Annotated in this window: 26 protein-coding genes and 1 riboswitch; of the genes, 5 read left to right on the top strand and 21 right to left on the bottom strand. The window is 36.9% G+C overall.

Annotation, left to right across the window (positions count from 1 at the left end):
• Positions 1-54 precede the first annotated feature (54 nt).
• The 3 genes from ypeB to prsW all read right to left on the bottom strand — a co-directional run bounded on the left by ypeB (position 55) and on the right by prsW (position 3,400).
• The gene (gene ypeB, locus AC6CHV_RS11495; RefSeq protein ID WP_341331025.1) at positions 55-1,410 is read right to left on the bottom strand and encodes a germination protein YpeB; all 1,356 of its coding nucleotides are present in this window, start codon (positions 1,408-1,410) and stop codon (positions 55-57) included.
• Positions 1,411-1,427: 17 nt separating this feature from the next.
• Complete coding sequence (gene sleB / locus AC6CHV_RS11500; RefSeq protein ID WP_341333525.1) at positions 1,428-2,462, bottom strand: spore cortex-lytic enzyme; 1,035 nt, start codon at positions 2,460-2,462, stop codon at positions 1,428-1,430.
• Between the two features lie 302 nt (positions 2,463-2,764).
• On the bottom strand, positions 2,765-3,400 hold the full coding sequence (gene prsW, locus AC6CHV_RS11505) for a glutamic-type intramembrane protease PrsW (protein ID WP_341331024.1): 636 nt from the start codon (positions 3,398-3,400) through the stop codon (positions 2,765-2,767).
• A 136-nt stretch (positions 3,401-3,536) separates the two neighbouring features.
• Here prsW and AC6CHV_RS11510 point away from each other — a divergent pair, with 136 nt between their 5' ends.
• Positions 3,537-4,508: an asparaginase domain-containing protein gene (locus tag AC6CHV_RS11510; RefSeq protein WP_498078928.1), complete on the top strand. Its 972-nt coding sequence runs from the start codon at positions 3,537-3,539 to the stop codon at positions 4,506-4,508.
• A gap of 1,636 nt (positions 4,509-6,144) precedes the next feature.
• Here AC6CHV_RS11510 and AC6CHV_RS11515 read toward each other — a convergent pair.
• From AC6CHV_RS11515 to AC6CHV_RS11535, 5 genes are all read right to left on the bottom strand, one after another.
• Positions 6,145-7,110, bottom strand: a complete 966-nt coding sequence (locus AC6CHV_RS11515) for a YpdA family putative bacillithiol disulfide reductase (protein WP_440272525.1) — start codon at positions 7,108-7,110, stop codon at positions 6,145-6,147.
• Between the two features lie 133 nt (positions 7,111-7,243).
• On the bottom strand, positions 7,244-8,527 hold the full coding sequence (locus AC6CHV_RS11520; RefSeq protein WP_341331021.1) for a Glu/Leu/Phe/Val family dehydrogenase: 1,284 nt from the start codon (positions 8,525-8,527) through the stop codon (positions 7,244-7,246).
• A 244-nt stretch (positions 8,528-8,771) separates the two neighbouring features.
• On the bottom strand, positions 8,772-9,362 hold the full coding sequence (locus tag AC6CHV_RS11525) for a genetic competence negative regulator (RefSeq protein ID WP_341331020.1): 591 nt from the start codon (positions 9,360-9,362) through the stop codon (positions 8,772-8,774).
• 108 nt (positions 9,363-9,470) lie between these two features.
• Positions 9,471-10,247: a metallophosphoesterase gene (locus tag AC6CHV_RS11530; RefSeq protein ID WP_498078966.1), complete on the bottom strand. Its 777-nt coding sequence runs from the start codon at positions 10,245-10,247 to the stop codon at positions 9,471-9,473.
• A 44-nt stretch (positions 10,248-10,291) separates the two neighbouring features.
• Positions 10,292-10,684, bottom strand: coding sequence for a hypothetical protein (locus AC6CHV_RS11535; RefSeq protein WP_341331019.1), 393 nt, complete (start codon positions 10,682-10,684; stop codon positions 10,292-10,294).
• Positions 10,685-10,842: 158 nt separating this feature from the next.
• On the opposite strand from AC6CHV_RS11535, the gene AC6CHV_RS11540 reads away from it, so the two are divergent.
• From AC6CHV_RS11540 to AC6CHV_RS11550, 3 genes are read left to right on the top strand one after another with little or no spacing between them, the layout of a single operon-like run.
• A complete protein-coding gene (locus AC6CHV_RS11540) occupies positions 10,843-11,073 on the top strand; it encodes a spore coat associated protein CotJA (protein ID WP_498078929.1) in 231 nt (76 codons plus the stop codon).
• Complete coding sequence (locus tag AC6CHV_RS11545; protein WP_341331017.1) at positions 11,070-11,339, top strand: spore coat protein CotJB; 270 nt, start codon at positions 11,070-11,072, stop codon at positions 11,337-11,339. The genes AC6CHV_RS11540 and AC6CHV_RS11545 overlap by 4 nt, the downstream gene beginning before the upstream one ends.
• Positions 11,340-11,377: 38 nt before the next feature.
• Positions 11,378-11,947 carry a manganese catalase family protein gene (locus tag AC6CHV_RS11550; RefSeq protein WP_498078930.1) on the top strand — a complete coding sequence of 190 codons (570 nt, stop codon included), beginning with the start codon at positions 11,378-11,380 and terminating at the stop codon, positions 11,945-11,947.
• A 29-nt stretch (positions 11,948-11,976) separates the two neighbouring features.
• Here the strand turns inward: AC6CHV_RS11550 and AC6CHV_RS11555 are convergent, their stop codons facing one another.
• The 5 genes from AC6CHV_RS11555 to AC6CHV_RS11575 form a co-directional block, all read right to left on the bottom strand.
• Positions 11,977-12,441, bottom strand: a complete 465-nt coding sequence (locus AC6CHV_RS11555; RefSeq protein WP_341331015.1) for a YpbF family protein — start codon at positions 12,439-12,441, stop codon at positions 11,977-11,979.
• Between the two features lie 102 nt (positions 12,442-12,543).
• Positions 12,544-13,212, bottom strand: a complete 669-nt coding sequence (locus AC6CHV_RS11560) for a LysM peptidoglycan-binding domain-containing protein (protein ID WP_498078931.1) — start codon at positions 13,210-13,212, stop codon at positions 12,544-12,546.
• Positions 13,209-13,811 (bottom strand): CPBP family glutamic-type intramembrane protease, encoded by a 603-nt coding sequence (locus AC6CHV_RS11565; RefSeq protein ID WP_498078932.1) that lies wholly within the window; start codon positions 13,809-13,811, stop codon positions 13,209-13,211. Before AC6CHV_RS11565 ends, AC6CHV_RS11560 begins: the two co-directional genes overlap by 4 nt.
• A 5-nt stretch (positions 13,812-13,816) precedes the next feature.
• Positions 13,817-15,328, bottom strand: a complete 1,512-nt coding sequence (locus AC6CHV_RS11570) for a RecQ family ATP-dependent DNA helicase (RefSeq protein ID WP_498078933.1) — start codon at positions 15,326-15,328, stop codon at positions 13,817-13,819.
• Positions 15,318-16,394: a helix-turn-helix domain-containing protein gene (locus AC6CHV_RS11575; protein ID WP_498078934.1), complete on the bottom strand. Its 1,077-nt coding sequence runs from the start codon at positions 16,392-16,394 to the stop codon at positions 15,318-15,320. The genes AC6CHV_RS11570 and AC6CHV_RS11575 overlap by 11 nt, the downstream gene beginning before the upstream one ends.
• A 302-nt stretch (positions 16,395-16,696) precedes the next feature.
• Between AC6CHV_RS11575 and AC6CHV_RS11580 the strand changes: the two genes are divergently transcribed.
• Positions 16,697-16,945, top strand: coding sequence for a 4Fe-4S domain-containing protein (locus AC6CHV_RS11580; RefSeq protein ID WP_077618638.1), 249 nt, complete (start codon positions 16,697-16,699; stop codon positions 16,943-16,945).
• An 88-nt stretch (positions 16,946-17,033) separates the two neighbouring features.
• Here AC6CHV_RS11580 and AC6CHV_RS11585 read toward each other — a convergent pair whose 3' ends face one another.
• The 8 genes from AC6CHV_RS11585 to AC6CHV_RS11620 form a co-directional block, all read right to left on the bottom strand.
• Positions 17,034-17,846, bottom strand: coding sequence for a histidinol-phosphatase HisJ family protein (locus tag AC6CHV_RS11585; protein ID WP_498078935.1), 813 nt, complete (start codon positions 17,844-17,846; stop codon positions 17,034-17,036).
• A 74-nt stretch (positions 17,847-17,920) separates the two neighbouring features.
• Positions 17,921-18,622, bottom strand: a complete 702-nt coding sequence (locus AC6CHV_RS11590) for a peptidoglycan DD-metalloendopeptidase family protein (protein ID WP_341331009.1) — start codon at positions 18,620-18,622, stop codon at positions 17,921-17,923.
• Positions 18,623-18,877: 255 nt separating this feature from the next.
• Positions 18,878-20,113, bottom strand: coding sequence for an RsiX family anti-sigma factor (locus AC6CHV_RS11595; protein ID WP_341331008.1), 1,236 nt, complete (start codon positions 20,111-20,113; stop codon positions 18,878-18,880).
• Positions 20,088-20,636 (bottom strand): RNA polymerase sigma factor SigX, encoded by a 549-nt coding sequence (gene sigX, locus AC6CHV_RS11600; protein ID WP_341331007.1) that lies wholly within the window; start codon positions 20,634-20,636, stop codon positions 20,088-20,090. The genes AC6CHV_RS11595 and sigX overlap by 26 nt, the downstream gene beginning before the upstream one ends.
• 110 nt (positions 20,637-20,746) lie before the next feature.
• A complete protein-coding gene (locus AC6CHV_RS11605) occupies positions 20,747-21,250 on the bottom strand; it encodes an ECF transporter S component (protein ID WP_498078936.1) in 504 nt (167 codons plus the stop codon).
• On the bottom strand, positions 21,250-21,666 hold the full coding sequence (locus AC6CHV_RS11610) for a DUF4430 domain-containing protein (protein ID WP_498078937.1): 417 nt from the start codon (positions 21,664-21,666) through the stop codon (positions 21,250-21,252). Before AC6CHV_RS11610 ends, AC6CHV_RS11605 begins: the two co-directional genes overlap by 1 nt.
• A gap of 351 nt (positions 21,667-22,017) precedes the next feature.
• Positions 22,018-22,242, bottom strand: a riboswitch (cobalamin riboswitch).
• 101 nt (positions 22,243-22,343) lie between these two features.
• Positions 22,344-24,131 (bottom strand): ATP-binding protein, encoded by a 1,788-nt coding sequence (locus tag AC6CHV_RS11615; RefSeq protein WP_341331004.1) that lies wholly within the window; start codon positions 24,129-24,131, stop codon positions 22,344-22,346.
• A complete protein-coding gene (locus tag AC6CHV_RS11620) occupies positions 24,128-24,844 on the bottom strand; it encodes a response regulator transcription factor (RefSeq protein WP_341331003.1) in 717 nt (238 codons plus the stop codon). The genes AC6CHV_RS11615 and AC6CHV_RS11620 overlap by 4 nt, the downstream gene beginning before the upstream one ends.
• Positions 24,845-24,861 lie beyond the last annotated feature (17 nt).

Consider the following 24,861-nt stretch of genomic DNA (forward strand, 5'->3'; position numbering starts at 1 on the left):
GCTTGTGCTAGCCAGTAAAAAAAGGAAAGCAAATTTGCTTTCCTTTTTTGAACACTATGATTTGTTTATCCCTTTATAGACTGGCTCAGCATTCTTAAGCTTTTCTACCTTTTCCTCAAATCCATTTTCAGCATTAATAAAGATTCGGTACGTATCATTATTTATTGTTCCTAAGAACTCATAGCAAAGGACATCTTGGTCTAGATCATTTGTTATGATCGCTAGACGATCTTCCATGATTTCAAGATTCGGGTTAATATGTTTCTTTGCTTCTTCTTTTGAAATTTTGGGTTTACCAGCTGTTTTTATCTTGCCAGCCATTAAATAATCTCTTGCTGTAAAACCGATAATGTTTCCATCATCAAGTGCTACTTTCATTTTAATGGAATCTGAATATACTCTGACTCCATTAATAGATGATACGAAATTAAATACACCTATGTTATCATATTGAGCACTTTCAAATAGCTCTAAGTTTTCAAATTTATTGTCTTTTAAAAATTTCTGAGCCCGGTTATATGCATCATTAAGACTGATTGCACTTTTTGCAACTTCACGGTTACGAATGACCCAAATTGGAGTTCCACCCTTTTTCGTAATATCCATGAACGTATTTACTTTTGATTTTGGATCATTAATTTCTAGACTATAAAACCCGTTTTGTGACCCCTCACCATTTTCGGTAACTTTCATTTCAATGTTCCCTTTTAACCCAAGGAACTTTTTTGCGAGTTCTTTTGCTTGTTGTTCATTTATTTCTGGGCCTTCTAAATTAGGAAATTTATTACCATCTTTCTTCGTAGTTGTAAGCGTGACACCAAACTCACTCTCAGAATAAGCAGCTACATTTTTTTCAACAGTTTTAAGACCATCAATGATGGTGTTATCAGCCTGTTTGTCACCTGAAGCTAGCGCTAATTCAACGTCCATCCAGCGAAGGTTATTCTCCATTACTAGATGTTGAACAGTCCTTAGTTCCTTTTGGATATCCTCTGAATTTTTATAGAGCTGTTGAAGCGTATTGTATTCCTTATCAGACAAAGGCTCTTTTGATAGGTCACGTACTGCTGTACGGTAACTAAAATCCCCGATATTACTTAGAAACTCTTCCGTTTTATTAAAAGGCATAAGAGACAATGGTAACTGTCCTACATCTGAATGTGCCTCGGACGTAAGTCTCCACACATCTGCAAGTGTTGGAGATAATGAACTTTGAGAATTCATTGCAAGTGTTGTTCCAATTTTGTCATGTAAAAGGTCTATATGATAGGTTAAATTATGAAACGCTCGTTGGTAGTTATTTTCTGCTTGTATTAGAATGGCATTTTTCTCTTGGTGCTCTTTATAGCCCCAATAGCCTGTTCCAATAACCCCTATAGTAAGTACTGTAATTAATATTCCTCTTAGCAATTGTCTCACCTTCCATTCTAATTACAGAATATGTGCTTTCCAATTCTCTTAATTTGTGGTCTACCCCAAATCCACTTACTTGTCGCTGTAGCTGGATTAAAGTAATAGGTCGCACCACCTGTAGGATCCCAACCATTTATCGCATCAATTACTGCTTTTTTTGCCTGTTCATTCGGCGTCAACCAAATTTGTCCATCCGCTACCGCTGTAAACGCAAGTGGTTCAAAAATAACACCAGATACTGTATCAGGAAAGGTCGGGCTATCCAGACGATTTAAAATTACTGCTGCAATTGCTACTTGTCCAACATAGGGCTCTCCACGAGCTTCTCCATAAACAGCATTCGCAAGGAGCTGAATATCATTTTGCGAAAATCCACCCGGCATATTTACTGCTGTAGGTCCTTGGGATTGAACCTCTTCCTGTTGTTGCACCTTTGCTTGTTGTTTTGCTGGTTGTTTCGCCGGTTGTTTCGGTTGAGCTTTAGGCTGTTGAGGCTGTCCAGCTTGTCCCTGCTTACTTTGTGGTTGTTTCGGCTGAGCTTGAGGCTGCTGTTGTGCTGGCGCTTTTGCCTTTGGTTGCGGTGCTTTGCCCTGGCCCGCCTGTGGGTTCTTTTGCTCCACTATAAATTGTTTTTCTATATCAGTACGCCTTGTTTCTGCCGCTGTTTTTGCTTTTTGGATACTCGCTTCAGATGGGGCGGATTGGATGCTCCATGGAACGCCTCCATAGTGAGTAAACTGATTCCCTTTACGCAAATTATCATATACAAATTGCTTATTATATTTTGTAAAGCGGTTTATCATGGCTTTCGTTTTGTCACCAACGAGCCCATCCACCTCTTCTAGCCCGAAAGCCTTTTGGAAGTTACGAACTGCCCAATACGTACTCCATCCATATACTCCATCAATCGTTCCGTGGTAATAACCGTTATACTGAAGTCTTGATTGCAATTCAATTACATCGTCACCTGTTGCACCTCGTTGAATAATCTGTTCTGAAAAAGCATGAACATTATAGTTAGTCCCACCAATGAACACACTGACAAACATGATAAGGACGATGGGGAACATCAAATATCTTTTGAAGCTCATGATCAATTACCTCCCTAACCATTTTCTATATATACTTACAAGTATTTTCTGTAGAGATTGGTATTTTATTCAGATTTTATATTTGATTAAAAATGAACATAAAAAAACCTGTCTAAGCGACAGGTTGTCTATAACCAAATACGCCTTGGCATATTTGCGCCAGATCTTTTCGAGCAAGTTCGAGCAACTTCCATTGAAAAATCGTGGCATCCGCCAGAGGCTATAAATTTATTCAGCAAAAGGGCTGACTTTTTATAAATTTATGGTTTTGCTATTTTTACTTTTCGTAATCCGAACCACCATAAAAACAACATAAATGGGATCATCATATAAATCCATTTTTTTAATGATAAAAGTATGTAATCGTATATCCCATGTAAGAGAAATGGAAATAAGAAGGATATCAAAATCCATTTTCTTTTTTCACTAGGAGTAAATTTAGCTTTTCCAAGATAAAACCCCATAATCACACCAAACAGAGCGTGACTTGATACTGGTAAAAGGGCTCGACCTACAGCTAAATGAACCCCATTCGCTAATAGGTAAAGAATATTTTCTAAAGTTGCAAATCCTAACGACAGCGCCGCACCATAGACTATTCCGTCATATTGTTCATCAAATTCAATATGCTGGTAAACGGTATAAAAAAGGATAAACCATTTAAAAAACTCTTCTAATAAAGCTACTTTTAAGAACGCCTGTGAAAAGCTGTGATTAAATACCTCTTCAACCCCTAAGACATATTGGATAAACATGATAGGAAATACCAATAAAGCGCCAAAAATGAAGATTCGAAAAACCATTAAAATGGGTTCTGCTTCATACTTATCTTTTAAATAAAAATAACTTAATAACGCAAGTCCAGGTGCTAGTCCTGCGGTTATGACCGCCACCATATAATTCCTCTTCTCCCTAATAATCAATTAATGTTTGAGTAACAGATACTTTTATCGTAACATGTAAATTGGTAAATGAAAATATGAACTATCCTGTTTATGGATAATTTTCCTATATAGAATTGAGGGAGTAACATTGAAAAAAATACTGATTATACACACAGGCGGAACAATCGCAATGACGGAGGACAAAAACACCGGTGCTGTACAGCAAAATCAACAAAACCCATTGCTACTTCAGACTGATGCATTGTCATCCATTGCTGATGTTAAGGTAGAGGATTTATTTCAATTGCCTTCTCCACATATTACTGAAAAGATTATGTTGAAACTAAAAGAAAAAATTGAAAAAAGTATCAAGGAAGATAGGATTGAGGGTGTGGTTATTACACATGGAACTGACACACTAGAGGAAACGGCTTATTTCCTTGATTTGACCGTTCAATCCGATATACCAATTGTTGTTACCGGAGCCATGAGATCAAGCAATGAAATTGGAGCAGATGGTCCTTACAATTTGATCTCAGCCGTACGGGTAGCAGCTTCCGATAGTGCAGTTGGGAAAGGAGTTCTAGTTGTCCTAAATGATGAAATACATTCAGCAAAGAACGTAACAAAAACTCATACAAGTAATATTGCTACATTCCAAAGCCCACAGTATGGTCCATTAGGAATTGTGAGTAAACGAGAGATAACATTTCACCATGTACCAACTGTTCGAGAAACATATGATATAGAAAATATCACAAAAAATGTTATCTTACTAAAAGCATACGCGGGGATGGACGGGTCAATCATTCAAGCCATTCGCTCGTTACATCCAGATGGCTTAGTTATAGAAGCTCTCGGACAAGGTAATCTTCCTCCAACAATGGTACCAGAGTTAAAGAAGCTTATGGATAGCGGAATCCCTATTGTCTTAGTTTCCCGCTGTTTTAATGGGTATGTACAGGAGGTATACAACTATGAAGGCGGCGGACGCCAATTAAAAGATTTTGGTGTAATTTTCTCAAATGGTTTAAATGGCCAAAAGGCAAGACTCAAGCTTCTAGTCACTTTAGAAATCACAAATGATCATGATGAACTCCAAGAAATGTTTTACAAATAAGAAAAGGGCGCCAGTATGGTCGCTGGTGTATCCGAAGTCCAGCTATCTTCAGACTTGCGGTGGCTAATTCAACAGGGGTGTCCGAAGTTTACGCATCTTCAGACTTGAGTTGGCTAATTCAACGCAGGGGTGTCCGAAGTTTAAGCATCTTCAGACTTGCGGTGGCCAAATTAACGCGATTGTGTCCGAAGTTTAGGTTTCTTCAGACTAACGGTGGCTTATTCAGCGAGATTGTGTCCGAAGTTCAGGTAGCTTCAGACTTGCGGTGGGTAAATCAGCGCGGGAGTGTCCGAAGTTTAGGTAGCTTCAGACTTGCGGTGGCTAAATTAACGCGATTGTGTCCGAAGTTTAGGCTTCTTCAGACAAACGGTGGCTTATTCAGCGAGATTGTGTCCGAAGTTCAGGTAGCTTCAGACTTGCGGTGGCTAAATTAACGCGATTGTGTCCGAAGTTTAGGCAGCTTCAGACTAGCCGTGGCTAAATTAACGCGATTGTGTCCGAAGTTTAAGCATCTTCAGAATTGCGGTGGCTTATTCAGCGAGATTGTGTCCGAAGTTCAGGTAGCTTCAGACTTGCGGTGGGTAAATCAGCGCAAGGTTGTCCGAAGTTTAAGCATCTTCAGACTAACGGTGGCTTATTCAGCGAGATTGTGTCCGAAGTTCAGGTAGCTTCAGACTAGCGGGGGGTAAATCAGCGCGGGGGTGTCCGAAGTTTAGGCATCTTCAGACTTGCGCTGGCTTATTCAGCGAGATTGTGTCCGAAGTTTAGGCTTCTTCAGACTAACGTTGGGTAAATCAGCGCAAGGTTGTCCGAAGTTTAAGCATCTTCAGACTTGCGCTGGCTTATTCACAACAGGTGTGGCCGAAGTTTAGGTAGCTTCAGACTTGCGCTGGCTAAATTAACGCGATTGTTTCCGAAGTTTAGGCTTCTTCAGACAAACGTTGGGTAAATCAGCGCAGGGGTGTCCGAAGTTTACGCATCTTCAGACTTGAGTTGGCTAATTCAACGCAGGGGTGTCCGAAGTTCAGGTAGCTTCAGACTTGCGGTGGCTAAATTAACGCGATTGTTTCCGAAGTTTAGGCTTCTTCAGACTAGCTCTGGCTAATTATCCACGGGGGTGCCCGAAGTTTAGTCATCTTCAGACTTGCCGTGGCTAAATTAACGCGATTATGTCCGAAGTTTAGGCATCTTCAGACTAGCATTGGCTAAACTATCACGAATATGTCCGAAGTTTAGGTTTCTTCAGACACACATTACCTAAATCGCCAAGGATTTGGCTGAAGTTTAGGTTTCTTCAGACTAGCGCTGGCTAATTCACCACGGGGGTGTCTGAAGTTCAGTAAATTCCTTTATATAGTAGGTTTACGTATTCAACAACACGCTGTTGGATCTCCAACAGCGTGTTAAAGTATATTTGAGGCAATTTTCAAGCATTTTAAGTGGCACATTTTGTTAAAACGGAACCAGATAACATCATACCTTTTTTCGCACACATGCTCACAGTATTACCTGCATCCCCACACCAAAATTACGAACTTCACCCAAAGATAATTTAAAAGCGTGAACTCGTATATGAATTCACGCTAAAAATGTATTGTATTTTATTGTTTTGTCCTAATTCGTAACCTTGTCGCCCCTAATTTCTTTCTACTATTGTTTTTGCAATTAAGTCTCCATGGAAACGTCCATTTTCGATGAATATTTCATTGGCATTATTACCTGCTGCAATGACACCGGAAATGAAAATTCCCTCCACATTTGTTTCCATCGAATCTGGGTTAAACAAAGGTCTGCCAGTTTCTTTATCAATTTCAACGTTCATTTTTTGCAGAAAACTGTGATCCGGATGGTAACCAGTCATTGCAAATACATAATCATTCTTAACTGTTTTTTTCTCATTCAAAACCTCATAAATAACGGCATCTGGGGTAATTTCAACGACATCTGAATTAAACTCCATGGTAATAATTCCATTTCGTACTAAGGCTTCAAATTCTGGTAAGATCCAAGGTTTAATGCTTGGAGAATATTCGGAACCACGATATAAGACTGTTACTCTTGCATCCGCATTTGCAAGTTCTAATGCTGCGTCCACGCTCGAGTTTTTTCCACCGATAACAACGACATCCTTATCAAAATATGGGTGCGGTTCTTTAAAATAATGAAACACCTTAGCTAGATCCTCACCTGGAACATTCATATAGTTTGGATTGTCATAATATCCAGTCGCTATAATGACGTATTTTGTTTGATATTTACCCTTTGAACTAGTGATCAGGAACTCTCCATTTTCTTGCTTCTGGACTTCTGCCACTTTTTCAAACGCATTGACTCTTATTTTCTTTCGTTTCGCTACTTCACGATAATAGGCCAAGGCCTGGTTTCTTTTTGGCTTTCGACCTTCAATAATAAATGGTACATCTCCAATTTCTAATTTCTCACTTGAACTAAAAAAAGTTTGATGTGTTGGATAATGGTATATTGCATTTACAATATTCCCCTTTTCAATCACTAATGGATCGATTCCAATATTTTGCAAGGCAATTGCTGCTGCCAGTCCACAAGGACCCCCACCAACTATGACGACTTCTTCCAATTGCATGTTTGTCACTCCTACTAGTCAAAAAAAAATCTCCTACCAGAATGATAGGAGTTTTTCCTTGTCTTTGCAAATAAAATGAATCAAATTCTGTGCAATTCCTGTGCAGTCTTTTAAGCCCGTCTCAAAATAGTTGTTAAATCCAGCCTCTGAAGCGAGAAGCTTCCGCCATTTTTCTTACCCCTACCATGTAGGCTGCAAGTCTCATGTCAACACGTCTATTCTGAGCAGTTGTATAAATGTTTTCAAAGGATTTGACCATTACTTTTTCAAGTTTTTCTTCCACTTCTTCTTCTGACCAGTAATAGCCTTGGTTATTTTGAACCCATTCAAAATAAGAAACGGTAACACCACCAGCACTTGCTAAAACATCAGGTACTAGCAGAATTCCTCTTTCAGTTAAAATTTGTGTTGCTTCAAGTGTAGTAGGTCCGTTTGCAGCTTCTACTACTATGCTCGCCTTTATATTATGGGCATTCTCTTCAGTAATCTGGTTTTCGATTGCAGCCGGAACAAGAATATCACAATCAAGCTCCAACAATTCCTTGTTGGTGATTGTATCATTAAATAACTTTGTAACAGTTCCGAAACTGTCTCGACGGTCTAATAGATAATCAATATCTAAACCATTTGGATCATATAAACCACCATATGCATCTGAAATACCAATTACCTTAGCACCGGCATCATGCATAAATTTTGATAAAAAGCTTCCTGCATTTCCGAAACCTTGTACAACAACGCGGGCACCTTCCAAATCAATGCCACGCTTTTTCGCCGCTTCACGAATACAAATTGTAACTCCTTTTGCAGTTGCAGACTCACGACCATGTGATCCACCTAACACAAGCGGTTTACCTGTAATAAATCCTGGTGAGTTAAATTCGTCTATGCGACTATACTCGTCCATCATCCAGGCCATGATTTGTGAATTGGTAAATACATCCGGCGCTGGAATATCCTTTGTAGGACCTACGATTTGACTGATTGCACGAACATATCCACGACTTAATCGTTCAAGCTCGCGGAATGACATATCTCTAGGATCACAAATGATTCCACCTTTTCCTCCACCATATGGTAAGTCAACGATACCACATTTCAAACTCATCCAAATCGAAAGCGCTTTAACTTCCTTTTCTGTAACATTAGGATGAAATCGAATCCCACCTTTTGTAGGGCCTACTGCATCGTTATGCTGTGCACGATAGCCTGTGAAAATCTTAACAGATCCATCATCCATTCTTACAGGAATTTTTACGGTCATCATTCGAATCGGCTCTTTTAATAGTTCATAAACTTCCTCAGGGTACCCTAATTTTTCTAATGCCTTATGTATAACTGTTTGTGTAGATTTGAGGACATCCATCTTTTCTTCATTATTCTGCCCTGAAATGTCCTTTTTGTTTTCGGCTACCATTTGTAAACCTCCCAAGATTTTTCCAATTCCATTAGAGGATGTTCAAAAAGCGCGGTGAACATGGCGAATCAAATTTCTCTTATTGTCCACCTTTCCAGTCACTAGTATACACCTTCCATATGTTTATGCAAGATGAAAAATGAAGAATCTTCATTTTTCTTTCAAAATTGTAAATGAGTTTACAATTTGAGATTTTATAGCTAACCATAAAAGAAAAACCCCTAATCTAGGTTAGAGGTCTTCCCTATTTTTTTATAAAATACTTGTAAATTTCTTTCATTGCATTTTCTTTAAAAAGTATTTTCCCATATTCATGTACCCGATATTTTGTAATAGTTGCAGGATTGCCAAACTCAGCTAAAATAGCAATGACGTTCTCAGTTTGGAGTGTCAAATTATCTTCAAGCAGTAAATAAAAATATCCTTTAAATGAATATAATCTTCCACCATCTATTGATAAACTTTTTAATCTGGTTGAAAGTTGGATTACATCTTCAAATGAGTGAAACTCATAAAATATGTCTTTACTTTCATCAAGCGTAACCTGCATTTCAATATAATCTTCATCCATAAATTCTTCGTCTTCAAGGTCACCTACTGAATTAGTAACGATGATCACCATACCTTGAGCTTGTAAAGAATACACTTCTACAGCAATAGGACCATCGGCTTCAAAGCCTAATTCGATACTTGCTTCTTCGATCATATCTCGGAATAATTGGTGGACCTTAAGCGAATCCGACAAAAGATCATCTTTAGTGAGGCCACGATCAACCAGATCATCGAATGTTAGAAAAATCTTGATTTTATTATAAGTTAAGCGTTCGAGACGCATTAAAAACCCTCCCTCACCATCACACCTACAGCAACCGTTTCTTTATTTTATGAAAGAATATAAATTATGTTCTAGGAATTAGCGTTGTTAGGACTTTTTTTGTAACGTCTATTCACTTTGTGATGATTGTAGGATAAGTAAATGTGTTTCAGGTGGTGCACCGAGCCTGAGTGGAACACCGGATGTTCCATATCCATTACTTACGAAAATGGTCGTTTCATTTTTGTGTTCTACCCCGCCTTTAGGATAAAGTCCAAATTTCCAAAACCGGATTTGTCCACCATGGGTGTGTCCAGATAATAGAAGACTTATCCCTTGTTCAGGTTGAAGTTCACTTTTAATTTCCGGATTATGGCTAACCAAAATTTTAAAATCCAAGTCATCCCCTGCGTCTAGAAGAGCAAGGTCCAAACGACTTCTGCCTTCCCTCAAATCATCTATTCCTAAAAGAGCGAGCTTTTCTCCCTCACCCGTTTCAAAAAACATAGCTGTGTTATCAAGAATTTTAATTCCCATACTTAAAAGAAGAGAATCGAGTTCATGGTAATCAACTTCATAGTCGTTATTTCCCCATACAAAGTAAGTCGGCCCAACCATTTTTATTAATTGAAGGTTTTTCTCCACTCTTTCAAACGGTACTCCCTTTTCAGTTAAATCTCCTCCAATTATAACAATGTCTGCTTTCCCTTTTACCTCATTGATTATATTTTCTGAAACCTCTCTTCTGTGAATATCTGAAATGAAGAATATGGTAATCTTTCCAAAGCTTTTTGGAAAGTTCGTAAATGTAAGTGTATTCGTTATAACACGGTCCTTTCTTGCTTCACGCCACATATAGAAAAGGAGTATTATTCCAATTAAAAGTATACCGTAAAAAAATAGTATGGTCACGATTTTGCCCTACCTATCTAACAGCTTTTTACTTTAATTCATTCGGAGTTTGAACTTTGTCTGTATAAAGGTAAATCTACAGTAATGATACCATAAATAATGGAAAAGGCTATCAATAAAAAGGTTTGCCAAGGCCCAAATATAAATAAAATGAAATAGCCTCCTACTAAAGTTACAGGGTAGATTAATTGCATAAATGAAAAACGATTACCTTTAACCATGTGATAAAAGTTTTCAATGACACCCTTAATTAACACTGAATGAGCTAAAAACCCAATAAAAAAACAAATCATTAAGATGACAAACAGGAACGGGTTTATGATAAAACTTGTCAACAATTGTGGTATTTCAATGATGGAAGTTCCTGATGTTAAAAAGATGATCATAAACCCGCAAAAAAATCCAATCACTTCATATAAAAATTTATACATACCCCCATCTCCTTCATATTAAGATTATGAAGAGAGCATGGAATAGATACAAATTTTCCTATTCCATGTTTAAAATAATTTCCTAGTCATTTTTTTATTTCTCCAGCCATAAAGTAAACTGATATCGTTTTGTATTTCGACATCAAGGAGGTTGTTTCATGTTTACTACTAGGAAGGTCTATTACCCCTATATAAGCCCTTTTGACCCTTGCAAACCAATCACATGTAAAACCTACGTTACCCCTCCAAATCTATATATACCATTTCAACCAGCAAACCTACCACAATTCTCACCCAGGGAAGCATTATTTGCGGGTACGCTTTGGAAAGCCTTTTACGATCCGTATTTTGGGCCATATGAACCGAAAAGGGAGGCTGAGAGTCAATGAATCCTAAACAGATGCCCCCAGAGTATTATGCGTTATTAGAGGATTTACAGGCATTGGATTTTGTCTTAGTAGAACTCACCTTGTATCTAGATACCCATCCAAATGATTTTGAAGCGATCCAACAATTTAATACTGTTTCTCAGCAACGAAGAAAGATTGCAAAGGTTTATGAAGAAAGGTTTGGGCCATTAACTCAGTTTGGACGTTATAGCTATTCCAAATATCCCTGGAACTGGGACGACGAACCTTGGCCATGGCAGGTTTAACAAAATAATCTTTTGTTTAACAAGGGGAGGATTAACGTATGTGGATATATGAAAAAAAGCTACAGTATCCTGTCAAAGTAAGTACGTGTAACCCAGCTTTAGCTAAATTATTGATTGAACAATATGGCGGTGCTGACGGTGAGCTAGCCGCTGCATTACGTTATTTAAATCAACGTTACACCATACCAGGTAAAGTGATTGGATTGTTGAATGATATTGGAACTGAAGAGTTTGCTCATTTAGAAATGATTGCGACAATGGTGTATAAACTTACAAAAGACGCAACCCCAGATCAGTTAAAAGCAGCTGGTCTTGCACCACACTACGTGAACCATGATTCCGCACTATTTTACAATAATGCTGCAGGCGTACCATTTACAGCATCATATATCCAAGCAAAAGGAGACCCAATTGCTGATTTATATGAAGATATTGCAGCTGAAGAAAAAGCAAGAGCCACCTATCAATGGATTATTAATATGAGTGATGATCCGGATTTAAATGATAGTCTTCGATTCCTTCGAGAACGTGAAATCATACATGCTCAACGATTTAGAGAAGCGGTTGAAATTCTTAAAGATGAAAGAGACAAAAAGAATTTTTTCTAAATGAGTAAATAGCTGAATGCTAAATTCAGCTATTTACTTTCATGATATAAATTCACATCATATTCTTTTTTCATCATTTCAAAAACCCTCTGGCGCTCACGCCATTGTACCGGTTCTTTCCACAAGTCCTTACTCTTATCAACAATTTCACATCGAATTGCATGATATTTATCTTCAGCTTCATCTTTCTTTTTATCAACATAGCGAATTCCACCATAAAGTCCACCGATGATAAATACAAACATAAAATATATGGAACCGTCGAGAAATATACTAATCATCAATTCGGTTGAATGGCTATAAGGAAGGACTATGGTTTTATACACATATACTAAAAAAACCGACGATAAAAAAAGTGCAATAAGCTTCATATAATAGGCTCTTGCCTTTAATTTTTCAAATTTTCTCTTTTTCTCAACCGAATGTTGAAGCATTTGCTTTGTTACATCATCCGTATATTCATTTAATTCCTTAATTTTTTCTTCTATTTTCAATCCCCCCAAACCATATACTTCTAGAATGACCTATTATAAAATATGTGCTTGTACATCTGGATATGTCTGCACAAAAAAAATAACGCGAAAACCTCGCGTTATTCAATCGTTTATTTTAATTGGAATTTCTAAGACTTGACCTTCAATAACGGTTTCACCATTTAAATTATTCCATCTTTTTATTAACTCTTCACCAGAGCGACTATTATAATATTTCATCGATATCCGGAATAATGTTTCATCGGCTTTTACAGTATGATATTTCACATTATAACGGTCCTTAGGTTGTTCTTGAACCGGTTGCTTTACCTCGTCTGTATTTGATTTATTTGCTTCAACCTTTTGAACCGCTTCTTCTTTAGTTTCCTCTTGGTTGTTGACTTCTGATTGTTTTGCTTCGTTTGGTTCAACCGTTTTTTGTTCTTGTTCAGCTGGTTCTTGTTCTGTCTCTATTTCTTCAGTTGGTGTTTCTTCCTCATCATTTTCAGGATTACGAAAGGTATCTTCTTTATCTTCATAGCTGATACTTTCAAAATTTGCACTCTTTTTTAGCGGACTTGCCTCCAGTTTTTCAGGATTCGTATTAAATTTATAGCTGAGTATTGCAATAGGAAGTAAAATAAATAATAGAGCTAATAAACGAATAATCGGATATTTAATCTTAAATTTTGTTTTCTTTTTCTTTTTATTATGAATTTCACTTCGAGATGGTAAAGTCGAAGTTCTTCTTCGTTTATTAACTGACGTTTCTTCTCCTTCAGGATGCTTCATGACGATACCCCCTTTTTTTGATCACGCAAATAATCTTTTCTAAGCTTTACTGCTAAAATAAAATCAATCCAAAAATGAGCATAAACGGTAATCCAAAGATTTGCATAGACCTCATAGATATATCCTAATAGAAAGCTTAAAAGAACTACAGATGTCAATAGAACCCACTTATGTAAATAACGGACATGTAATAAAGCAAATATCATACTAGCTATAACCAGTCCAAAATGGGTTTGAATGACACCTCTAAATAAAATCTCTTCTGCAAAGGAAATCAATAGGCATAAAATAAAAATATGTGGAATACTTCTTGTTTGAAAGATTCTCTCATTAATACCGCCATCATCGTACATTGCCTCCGGAAGCCATTTTACAAGCAAAAAATCTATAATTACAACAAATAATGCAAATCCAGAACCAACAAGGAGAATATTCCAATCCTTCCAATTCCAAAGTTCCATAAATGATGACCAATGATCAAATAGGAAAAACCCAAGCACTAGAGACAAAATTAAAAGAATTGCTTGTGTTAGATAAAGGTGAAAAACTATTTCTTTATCTGGTAAGTTTTTGATAATATCAGCTTGGCGCCTACTCATAATTTTCACCCATTTCTATGGAAGATACGATGCAATTCTTGTCTCCAAGATGGTAGCTCCCACCCACTTACTTCTTTACCGCTTCGTTTGTACAGTTCTAAGTCAATTCCGCATAAATCACAGCAAGATGATGGTCTCTCTTTTAGGCTTTCATCGAAGTAAGATAAAATAGCTTCCCTTCGACATCCCTGAGTCTCTAACCATCTCTCCATCAGTTTAAGTTTGCTGTACTTGTATGAATATCGTTTATTTGCAGCTTCCTCTATAATTTCAACTTTCTGCTGAGTGTTGAGTTCGTACTCCATACCATCATCTATTTCCAGGTAAAATTGAATAAATCGCCATTGAACTTCAGACACACCGAATGTTGAATAAAAATAGTCTTCAACCGATTTTGTATTTGTAAATTTCCCTTTTGATTGTATCTCATTATTAATGTATTCGATTATTTGATGAGTTTGTTCTTTCGTTGGAAACTCATATTTAAGTAAGACTTCAGGTATTTCTCTGTCAAGTTCACTATGAAGTAGTATTGCAATACTTGATTTTCCGTCCCTGCCAGCACGCCCCATTTCCTGTAAATATGCCTCTACTTGTGAAGGGTAATGGAAGTGAATGACAAATCGGATATCAGACTTATTCACACCCATCCCAAATGCATTTGTGCAACAAATAATGGATAGTTGATTATTTAAAAATTGCTCCTGGATCAACATTCTTTTTTCCTGTTCCATTCCACCATGATAATAAGCAACTCGGTCAAAGCCTTCATCTTTTAAAAATTGGGCAATATTTTCGGCCCATAGTCGACTTGAAAAATAAATAATTCCTGGCCCTTGCAAATCTTTTAGATAATTCAAGAGCAAATCTTTCTTTTCCTCTATCGAATTAACCTTTTTCACCATTATTGCAATATTTGGTCGATCGATCGAGTGGATGTGCATTTTCGGGTCATTCAATTGTAATGTCCTGCTAATATCCCCTAGAACCTCTTTTGTAGCTGTAGCGGTTAACGCTAAACAAGGTGGGGAACCGATTTCACGGCGAATCTCGCCCAATCGGGAATAGTCTGGACGAAAATCATGTCCCCATTGCGAGATACAATGTGCTTCATCCACCACAAACATAGAAAAACGAATTTCTTTTAATCGATTTAATATAAATTTTGACTGGAGAATTTCTGGGGAGGCAAAAATATATTTATAGTTGTGCAAACTCGAAATAACCTTACGTTTTCTTTCGATCGATAAAAAACTGTTAAGGGCAATTACCCTTTTTTCACCCATTTTTCTTATTTGAAGAACCTGATCTTCCATAAGTGCAACAAGTGGTGAAATGATAAGTACACTACCATCGAGAATTTGAGCAGGAAGCTGATAACACAGTGATTTTCCTCCACCAGTTGGTAAGAGGGCCATGACGTCATGTTCAGCTAAAATATCTTCTATAATTTCCTTTTGCCCTTCTCGGAACGTAGAATGATTAAATTTTTCTTTTAAAACTAAATTAAGATCCATGTTTACCACCAAATCTTGCAAGGACTAGCCTAATTTCAAAATACGAGATGTCATTTGACAATTTTTCCTTTAAAGGTCGTAATTGCTTTACATTTAATGTCTTATATACAGATAAAATCTGCTGCTGATGCTCGTGAGTAACGAAACGGTCAATTGAAAAATCAGGTTTTTGATGTGTAACTTCTACAATATGATCTTCAATTGTATTCCGTTTTAGATTTCGAATGATTCCAATTTCATCGATTGTTTTACCCTGTAATAGCAATTGATACGTTTTCTTTGTTGAAACTGTTAGCAATACTTCCTCTTGATGATTAGCCTCGATCATAGAACCTAGAAGAGGGAAACTGTGCCTATTCATTTCAAGATGATGAATGATTGTATGTAAGGTATGTAAAAAGAGAACCTGGCACCATATTTCATCCTCACCTAGTAAAGAACTAATCTGATCGATAGTATAGCCAATTCTCGCTGAACTGGTCAGCCTCATGACAAAAATAGTTGATTCAAGCTCTGTGACCATTTCAAGGACCGACAAAACCTCATTGTAAATGGCTTCTGATAATGTAAATCGAGTATGTCCATACTTAATTAAGAATCCTTTTACCCAGTCAACAATTGAATCCTCTTGTTGGATAGGAGTATACTGTTTTTTCCCATTTACTAAATTCGACAATACCTGCGTTAACAATGAAAGCCTACGCCATAGTAAGATGGATTGTTCATTGTGCTTCCAGCCATTTAAATGGGGAGGAATCGGTTTGTTTTCAAATTCCTTTTTTAATACACGTTCACCAAGAGATGTAATGGTAAATTTATTACTTGAAGCTGTTATTTCTTCAATTAGAGCATGTTCACGAAGGATTTGTATTTCCTTCTCAACCTGTTCCCTTCCGATCGGCCTTAGAATACCGAATAAAGGAGTGAGACCAAATAAATTCGCATCCCCAATCGTTTGGGAGGATTTTTTACCGTTCAACAAGTGATGAATCCCATAAACAGTGCGTTCACCATCTAGTTTATGCAAACTATACAAGATTAAGATTGAACGATAAGTAATGTTCACGGTTTCTCCCCCCCCTTTAAACGACGAAATAGATGGAAAATTGTCGAACGAATGTTACTATTATTTTATCAAATAATAACGAAAAGTGGGATGTTTTCGTGTGGAATTATGAACATGCTTGTCAAACGTGAAAAACCCCTTTAGAATAAGCAATCTCACTATATATTTTTATTGAAAAGTTTTGTGAACAGCTATACAATGAGTATGAGGAAGCTGTTTCCATGCTATGAGGAAGTAGGATGGGGAACTACTATAAATATACATTTTATACATGTAACGATTTTTTGGGAGGTAAAGTAAACATGGCAAAGTATACCATTGTTGACAAAGAAACTTGTATCGCATGTGGTGCATGTGGTGCAGCTGCACCTGACATCTACGATTACGATGATGACGGAATCGCATTTGTAACACTTGATGATAACCAAGGAATTGTAGAAATTCCAGAAATATTAGAGGAAGACATGATCGATGCTTTTGAAGGTTGCCCAACGGATTCCATTAAGGTAGCCGACGAGCCATTCGACGGTGATCCACTAAAATTTGAATAGTCCTTATATTAAAAGAAGAACCCTTTCGTTTTAGGGTTCTTTTTTTAAAATGGTAAAAAGCAGGCAATGCCTGCTTTTTGTCGTTCGTTTATCCGAGTGGAACTTCAATGCGTTCCCCTTTTTCAAATGTCATTAAGGTTTTGTAGCCTACACTCTTAGCTAGTTCAATTGCTTGATCAAAATCTGCTCCTACATCCTGTGGTCGATGTGCGTCTGATGACAAGACGATAGGAATGTTTTTGTTAAAGCACATTTGCAGTAGTCGAGGATCTGGATAAAGCTTTCCAATAGGCTTTCGTAATCCAGCTGTACTAATTTCAACGCATGTTTTTGAGTTTGCTAATGCGGTAGTTGCACGATCAAATTGATGCAGGAGAAACTCCTCATCTTCAGGAATATATTTAAAAATCTTGACTAGATCAATATGGCCGATAATATCAAATAGGTTTGATTCTGCCAATGTAATCACCTGATCATAATACTTTGTATATGTATCATGTAGATCCCTTTTATCCCATTCTTCACGGAACTCCGCAAGGTCAATTCCAAAATCGCCAACCCAATGAATGGAGCCAATTACATAATCAAAATCATAAGAAGAAATGAATTTTTCCATTTCTGCATGCTTTCCAGGTGTATAATCCATTTCAATTGACATCTTTACATCAATATTATTTTTCCAGGCAAGCTTAAATAAATCTACATAATCCTTCATGTCATAATATCTTCTTGCATCAACCCAAGGATTACTCAGAATATCTTTTGTCTGATAAAAATGATATGCGTGTTCAGAAATCCCAAAATGGTCAATTTTTTTTGCCTTTGCTTCGTCAATAAACTTCATTAAATAGTCTAATTCAAGCGTTCCAAGCTCTAAATGATTGTGATAATCAGTTCGCATAACGAATCCCCCCAAAGTTTTTCTTATTATACATGAACTTGTCACTATAGGGGAATAGAAAAGCTCAAAATTATTTAGGATTTTTCGACAATTAAAATTTGATTTGGAAAAATTAAATCATCTGTTAACTGATTTAACATTTTGATTTCTTCAACTGATAAACCTACCCTATTCGCAATTACTGATAATGAATCCCCAGCCCTCACTGTATAGGTTTCAAGCTTTTTTGAAACTTCAACGCCCTCTTTTTCCAATTCCATTAATGTAGGAACTAGAATTTGTTCATCGGTTAGCATATAAAGAGGGTCAATCGCATTATTTCTAGAAGCATTCCATTCTCCATTATGTACTTCAAAATGTAAATGTGGACCTGTTGAATTGCCCGTACTACCGATATGACCAATTAATTGACCTTTTACGACCTTTTCTCCTTCTTGAACATTTCGCTTACTTAAATGTGCATACACTGTCTCATATCCATTAGGATGCTCAATAAAAACGACATGCCCATATGAACCCTTGTAATATGATTTTTTCACGATTCCTTCCTCAACCGTATATATGTGATCACCAAGTGGAGCAGCGATATCTAAACCCTTGTGATTCCCCTGTCTCGTTCCGAATGTATCAGTGATTCTCCCTATGACTGGCCATGCCCATTCCTCTGTTGCGGTGTTACTAGGTAGTTCATGTGCGATGACATTACGTCCTCCCATAAAGAGTAATCCTGTACAAACTGCTAAAATAGCAACAATTGCAAATCGTTTACCAAACATTTTGATCCTCCTCAAAATATTGAACAAAGATACTATGAAAATGTGAACCCGTTATGTTTAGATTCAAGGACACCCCCTATCTAACATTTTCTCTATTTACTAAGCAAATAAGGGACACCCTTACATTATTTGAAAAATTTTCTTAAATTATGTAAATAAAGTAATACTTTTCATAACCAAGAAGGTCATACTGCCTAGTTACACCCTATAAAAATCATATATTTAAAGCAAAAAAAAGAGACAACTTAGTGTCTCTTATTGCAATTGAATTAGATTTGGTGCGAGTGGTACAGGTACCTGTTCCCCTATTCTCACATCACCAATTTGGTCAATATTTCCGTAAAAAGTAACAGTCTCAAAATTAAACTCTTTAGCGGTTAGCATAATTGCATCTAGCATAAGGATATAATTATCTGTATTCTCTAAGTCCGAGTCATCACTAAAATGAATTTCTAAATTAGAACCATCTGCTTTAATTTGTTTAATTTCAGATATAATTGGTGGATGTAGGTTATAATCGCCTTGTTTAGCCTCCACTTTCATAGCTTCCAGTGCTTGTTCAATCGTATTAAAATCCTCATAAGTTAAAGCTAATATTTTGCGGTCTGAACTATCATTTATATAATACAGGTATGCCTTTTTGGTATCTTTTTCAACATCAATATAATTCTCAATGATACCTGTTTGCCCGATAGTAATTCCTTGTTGATTATTTTGGAAAAGTTCAACATGTTGATAGTCTTCTAACAAATAACGGAACGAACTAATTGTATGTGAAAATTCTGCAGCTTCAGCAGTAGCAAAAGACTCAGTATTAATTGAGTTATTTACGTCCACCCTTACAGCTTTTGAATTGTCTTTCGTTACAACTTCTGAAAAATCCTCAAAATATGAATTTGATATTTCGTCAATGCCCCATTCCTTGTTTTTACGAATAACTTCATTTACTCTTGGAACTGTCTTTTGCCATTGTTCAACAACATTTTCCCCGTTAGAATCGACGATTACCGAAACGACAGAAGGAAACATTACACCGCCCAAATACACACCATATGTTAGAAGGACTTCATTTTCCCCTACAGTTTTTACAGCGTAACTATTGCTTGGCTGTCCCTCAAATGAATATATTCCAGCCTCTTCATCTTGTTGTGGTTCCTCTTCTTTTTGCAATGTGCTAAATGATTCGTCCTTTGATGATGCTTCTCTATTCTCTGAATCCATAGTAATATTTGTATTTTCTCTTGCCATTTGTGCTGAGTCGAAGCTTGAACTGTTCATATTATTAATGAAAGAAGGAGCTAAGATGAATAATAGAAGCGCTGCTGCTGCAGATGCAAGGGTAGGGACAAGCCACATTTTTCTCTTTTTCTTATTCATTTTAAGGGTTATATTTTGATAAATCTCTTGTGGCTTCCGTTTGTCTTTTACACCTGGCATTTGCGTAAGCATCTGCTCGAGTTGTTCATCACTCCACTTTGATTTTTTCATCATCTATCCCCTCCTTTACGCCTGATTCCTCCATATACTTCTTTAATACCTTTAGACCTCTGTGCTGAGTTGTCTTGACTTTACTCTCCGTCCACCCTAAAGCTTCAGCAGTCTCTGCAATCGAAAGTGATTGGATATATCGTAATATCAGTACCATACGCTGATCTGTTGTACAGTTTTCCAAGCAACGGTACATCATTTGAACCTGTTCATTTTGCAATGCTATTTCTTCCGGAAGTGGTGCAAAATCTTTTACCTCTTGACGACTCCAATCAAAGGAATCCATTATTCGCTGTTTCCACCCTTTTTGTTTCCGGAACGAATCAATCGCGACATGTCTTGCAATTGAAAACAACCATGTTTTTTCACTACTTTTTCCTTCGAATCTATCATATGATTTTAAAACTCTTATATAAACTTCCTGAACGAGATCTTCAGCTTGTTCACGATTTTTTACCATATAAAATAAGAAGGAGAAGACATCGTGATGATACTTTTCATATAGTTCCTCAAACAAGGAATCCATTTGCAAATCCTCCCGTTCATTTCATTAGTCGAATGTTTTAAAAAAAAGTTACACTCCCAATATAGTATGAATTAATAAAAAAAGGAAGAATATTTTGGTAATATTCTTCCTTACTTTGCAATTGTTACATTTTTTAAAAATAGTAATCTCAAGATTGGATATAGTATGAGAAAAAATACTCCGTTTCCAATTGCATGACTCATATCAAATGGTAATCCAGCTAAGTAATAGGCAAAGAACTTACCCGAGAATAAATAAAGAGGAATTGAGATGACAAAGCCATATAAGAAACCACAGAATACTGCATATATGGCTAATAATATGACAGGAATTCGATCTCGATACCTTCGTAATGCACCGCTGATTAACCCAATTATCCCCCATGCTATGATTTGGCCAATAGTCCATAAACCCATTCCCATTACAAGATTCGTTAATATAGAACCAAAAACAGCAACAATCACACCATAGATGGGACCCAAAAATAAGCTAGTTATCACGATAATCGCTGTCATAGGCTGAACATTCGGAAGGAATGTAAATGTAATACGACCTACAACGGACAATGCGATTAGCATCGATAAGAGCGTTAAGTTTTTTACGGATAAATTCATTATTCCCACTTATGGAGATCGAATTCGATCTTATCTTCAGGCTCTAATTTGTATTCATTAGCTCCTACCATAGCTTCTTCACCATTAACAGAATAAAACCATGATGTCTTTTCTTCTTCACTTCCTGCAACGCCATTAATGCTGGCAACAAAAGCACCATCGAATTGTGTTTCGACGTCAAAGTTTGCTTCCATGATGTCCATAACTGTAACTTCTTTTCCTGATTCAATTTTAATTTCTTTTTCTACAATGATTTCTTCACCATTGTTTTTGGATATAACGACTGTAACAATCTCTGCTGCTTCTTCTTTATCTACAGTTTCAGCTTTGTTGTTGGAAGATTCATTTGTAGATGGGGCATTGCTGCATCCAAATAAAATTCCCAATGATAGTAAAGAAACTAATAGTTTTTTCATGTTTCTAGCTCCCCTTTTGTTAAAATATGTGTATGAATAAGTGTGTTATACACCTAACATCGAATCAAATGAGCCTTGGCGTATTTGCGCCCGATTTTAAGGCCCGCAGGAAGTGGGTCATAAAGACGTTGCCACAGGATGTGGCGTTCTTAGTCTTTGATCTTACAGATCGAAAATTTCCTTTGAAAAATCGTGTTATCCGCCGGAGGCATTATTTTATTTCGCAGAAGTGTCTTGCTTCTGCGGAATAAAATAATAAAAGCTCACCCTTGGGGTGAGCTTTGAAGATATTACAGAAAAACAACAAAAAAGCATGGTGTTTAAACGCAAATTCCCGCACCCCGGAGAATTAAAAAAGGAATGAATTAGGCAGGTCTACTGACTTAAGCTTCTTCCTACTTTGAGTCCTTCCCATATGTTGAACAGCATTTGCCATCCAGTCATACAGTGGTTTTTCTCATTTCGTCCACTTTTACAGTTGCGGGGGCAGTTCTGGATTTACACCAGATTCCCTTTTAAGTCTTAGAGAGAATAAAGAAATATCTACATTCTCTGACACCTAAGATTCAATAAATATTTAATTTTCTATTTAACAATCCCTATATTACAAGAAGAGTTTTTATTTTACAAGGAAATTGTTTCTTATGGAACAAGAATCTTCGCCACGTTCTTTCAAATTATTCACTTTTTCGAGGGATTACGAATGTAAATGTCGTTCCTTCACCAAGCTTACTATGGACTGATATATTCCCGTTGTGTGCACTAACAATGTTTTTTACAATCGCAAGCCCTAAACCAGTACCAGATTTCCCTCTTGTTCTAGCCTTGTCCGCTTTATAGAAACGTTCAAATACAAAAGGTAAATCTTCTTCTGGAATACCAGAACCTGTATCTTTAATATCAACTTTTATTGAGGTTTCTTGACCAGTAACATGTACTTCAACCTGACCATTTTCATCGGTATGTCTAATCGCATTATCAATTAAGTTTGTAAAAACTTGCTCAATGCGATCAGAGTCTATATAAATTTCACCAATTTCGTCTACCTTTTTTGCAGTTAGAGTTATTTGATTATCCTTAGCTAAACCTTGAAATTTCCGAATCACACGATTAATAAGGGTATCGAAATCAACTTTTTCTTTATTTAAGGTAATATTCCCTGATTGCATTCTAGCTAAATCTAATAATTCGTTGACAAGTCGACCCATTCTTAATGACTCATCATAGATGACTTTGGTAATTTCCTTTCGCTCCTCCTCGGAGCTCGCTATGTCATCCATAATTGCTTCACTATAGCCCTGGAGCATTGCGATCGGAGTTCGCAGTTCGTGAGAAACATTTGCAATAAAATCTTCACGTAGCTTGTCCAAACGTCTTTCCTCCGTCATATCGCGAAGTACTGCAACGGCACCCCTTATATACGTCTGATTGTAAAGCGGACTCATTAAAATAACCCATGTTCTACCTTGAAGACTAATTTCAATAAATTGCTCCTTTTCAAATGTAACGGAACGTTGAAATAAATCCTTGACCTCTGGTGGAAGCTCCTGACCAACGTCCTGATACATACCTTGTTGGTAATACCAAGCTTGCAAAAAGCGTTCTGCAGGAGGGTTTGTTACCAATATCGTGCCATCACGATTTAAAGTGATAACTCCGTCCGCCATACTATTTAATATGCTTGCAAGTTGCTCTTTCTCCTGATTAAGGGCATTTATGTTATATTTCAACTGCCTCCCCATTTGGTTTAGTGCCATTCCTAAAGCGCCAATTTCGTCATGAGTTAGTATAGGAACCTTTGTATCAAATTTCCCTTTAGCTACTTCAGTAGCGGCTTCCCGCATTTTCCGTAACGGAGCTGTAATACGAGTTAATAGGAAGAAGGCAAAAACTGTGGTTAGGACAATTCCGATACCAGCAGCCAATATTATGAATTGAGTTGTATCCCTGGTAGTCTTTTGAACTACATCTAAGGATTGATAGAGAAAAACTGCACCCATCTGATCATTTTCGATGTGAAGTGGGGCACCAACCACAAATAGTTCTTGTCTTTGCTCTTGTGAAGTTTTTTCATTCTCTGTTAGTTTTATCTTTTTGCTTGCGTTTTGATCGTTTGTAATAACACGTTTAAGATCTGGGTCTTCTGTAATAACTGTAACGGGAATGTTGGGTACAGCCGCTCGATCTGGAGATACCCATAACGTGTTTTCGTCTGCTGCTATAATAACCTTTGTTTCATCATTCACAAGCTCCCACGCAAGGGTCCTAGCTACATTTTTATCCTCATGCTGCTCCATAATAACAGCAATATTAGCAGCAAGTTGAGTTAAACTTCTTTCAGCTTCTTGGATATGGTAATTCTCAAAATACTCCATGAAGAGTATTGTTAAAACAAATAACACAAAGGAAAACAGTAAAAGAATGGTTGCCCATAGTTTTCCTACTACACTTCTCCAAAATTTCATTCTTGGCCGACCTCAAATTTATAACCTACGCCCCATACAGTTACTATCATTTTTGCTGCATCCTGAGACACTTTATTTAACTTTTCACGCAAGCGTTTCACATGTGTATCTACAGTACGCAAATCACCAAAGAATTCGTAATGCCATACTTCTTTTAATAGTTGTTCACGGTCAAATACTTTGTCAGGTGATTTTGCTAAAAAGCATAAGAGTTCGTATTCCTTCGGTGTTAAGCCTACTTCCTTGCCATCTGCAAGCACACGGTGTGCATCATTATCAATTGTTAGATGAGGAAACACGATTACATCTTTAGCAGTTGTTTCAGTTTGAAGATAGGTTGTAAGTGAGGCCCTTCTTAGCAAAGCTTTTACTCGAAGAACAACTTCTCTTGGACTAAATGGCTTCACTATATAATCATCAGTACCGACTTCAAAGCCTTGCACGCGGTTTACTTCTTCTCCTTTTGCAGTAAGCATAATAATTGGAGTTGATTTTTTCTCACGCAAATCGCGGCATACCTCAATTCCGTCTTTTTCTGGCATCATGAGGTCTAATAGAATAAGGTCATAATCATTTTTCAAAGCCTTTTCTAAGGCAATATTTCCATTCTCCGCTTCTTCAATTACATAATTTTCTCTTTCTAAATACATTTTAAGTAAACGACGAATTCTTTCTTCATCATCGACAACTAAAATTTTCGCTTCATTTTCCATTTTCTTATTCCTCCATT

The organism is Ferdinandcohnia sp. GQ5 (assembly GCF_059759275.1).

What these genes read in the sequence shown, in the direction of transcription:
- sleB (WP_341333525.1), bottom strand. Translation starts at nt 2,462, where the DNA reads ATGTTTGTCAGTGTGTTCATTGGTGGGACTAACTATAATGTTCATGCT.
- prsW (WP_341331024.1), bottom strand. Translation starts at nt 3,400, where the DNA reads ATGGTGGCGGTCATAACCGCAGGACTAGCACCTGGACTTGCGTTATTA.
- AC6CHV_RS11515 (WP_440272525.1), bottom strand. Translation starts at nt 7,110, where the DNA reads ATGCAATTGGAAGAAGTCGTCATAGTTGGTGGGGGTCCTTGTGGACTG.
- AC6CHV_RS11520 (WP_341331021.1), bottom strand. Translation starts at nt 8,527, where the DNA reads ATGGTAGCCGAAAACAAAAAGGACATTTCAGGGCAGAATAATGAAGAA.
- AC6CHV_RS11525 (WP_341331020.1), bottom strand. Translation starts at nt 9,362, where the DNA reads ATGCGTCTCGAACGCTTAACTTATAATAAAATCAAGATTTTTCTAACA.
- AC6CHV_RS11535 (WP_341331019.1), bottom strand. Translation starts at nt 10,684, where the DNA reads ATGTATAAATTTTTATATGAAGTGATTGGATTTTTTTGCGGGTTTATG.
- AC6CHV_RS11540 (WP_498078929.1), top strand. Translation starts at nt 10,843, where the DNA reads ATGTTTACTACTAGGAAGGTCTATTACCCCTATATAAGCCCTTTTGAC.
- AC6CHV_RS11545 (WP_341331017.1), top strand. Translation starts at nt 11,070, where the DNA reads ATGAATCCTAAACAGATGCCCCCAGAGTATTATGCGTTATTAGAGGAT.
- AC6CHV_RS11550 (WP_498078930.1), top strand. Translation starts at nt 11,378, where the DNA reads ATGTGGATATATGAAAAAAAGCTACAGTATCCTGTCAAAGTAAGTACG.
- AC6CHV_RS11560 (WP_498078931.1), bottom strand. Translation starts at nt 13,212, where the DNA reads ATGAAGCATCCTGAAGGAGAAGAAACGTCAGTTAATAAACGAAGAAGA.
- AC6CHV_RS11565 (WP_498078932.1), bottom strand. Translation starts at nt 13,811, where the DNA reads ATGAGTAGGCGCCAAGCTGATATTATCAAAAACTTACCAGATAAAGAA.
- AC6CHV_RS11570 (WP_498078933.1), bottom strand. Translation starts at nt 15,328, where the DNA reads ATGGATCTTAATTTAGTTTTAAAAGAAAAATTTAATCATTCTACGTTC.
- AC6CHV_RS11580 (WP_077618638.1), top strand. Translation starts at nt 16,697, where the DNA reads ATGGCAAAGTATACCATTGTTGACAAAGAAACTTGTATCGCATGTGGT.
- AC6CHV_RS11585 (WP_498078935.1), bottom strand. Translation starts at nt 17,846, where the DNA reads ATGCGAACTGATTATCACAATCATTTAGAGCTTGGAACGCTTGAATTA.
- AC6CHV_RS11590 (WP_341331009.1), bottom strand. Translation starts at nt 18,622, where the DNA reads ATGTTTGGTAAACGATTTGCAATTGTTGCTATTTTAGCAGTTTGTACA.
- AC6CHV_RS11595 (WP_341331008.1), bottom strand. Translation starts at nt 20,113, where the DNA reads ATGATGAAAAAATCAAAGTGGAGTGATGAACAACTCGAGCAGATGCTT.
- sigX (WP_341331007.1), bottom strand. Translation starts at nt 20,636, where the DNA reads ATGGATTCCTTGTTTGAGGAACTATATGAAAAGTATCATCACGATGTC.
- AC6CHV_RS11605 (WP_498078936.1), bottom strand. Translation starts at nt 21,250, where the DNA reads ATGAATTTATCCGTAAAAAACTTAACGCTCTTATCGATGCTAATCGCA.
- AC6CHV_RS11610 (WP_498078937.1), bottom strand. Translation starts at nt 21,666, where the DNA reads ATGAAAAAACTATTAGTTTCTTTACTATCATTGGGAATTTTATTTGGA.
- AC6CHV_RS11615 (WP_341331004.1), bottom strand. Translation starts at nt 24,131, where the DNA reads ATGAAATTTTGGAGAAGTGTAGTAGGAAAACTATGGGCAACCATTCTT.
- AC6CHV_RS11620 (WP_341331003.1), bottom strand. Translation starts at nt 24,844, where the DNA reads ATGGAAAATGAAGCGAAAATTTTAGTTGTCGATGATGAAGAAAGAATT.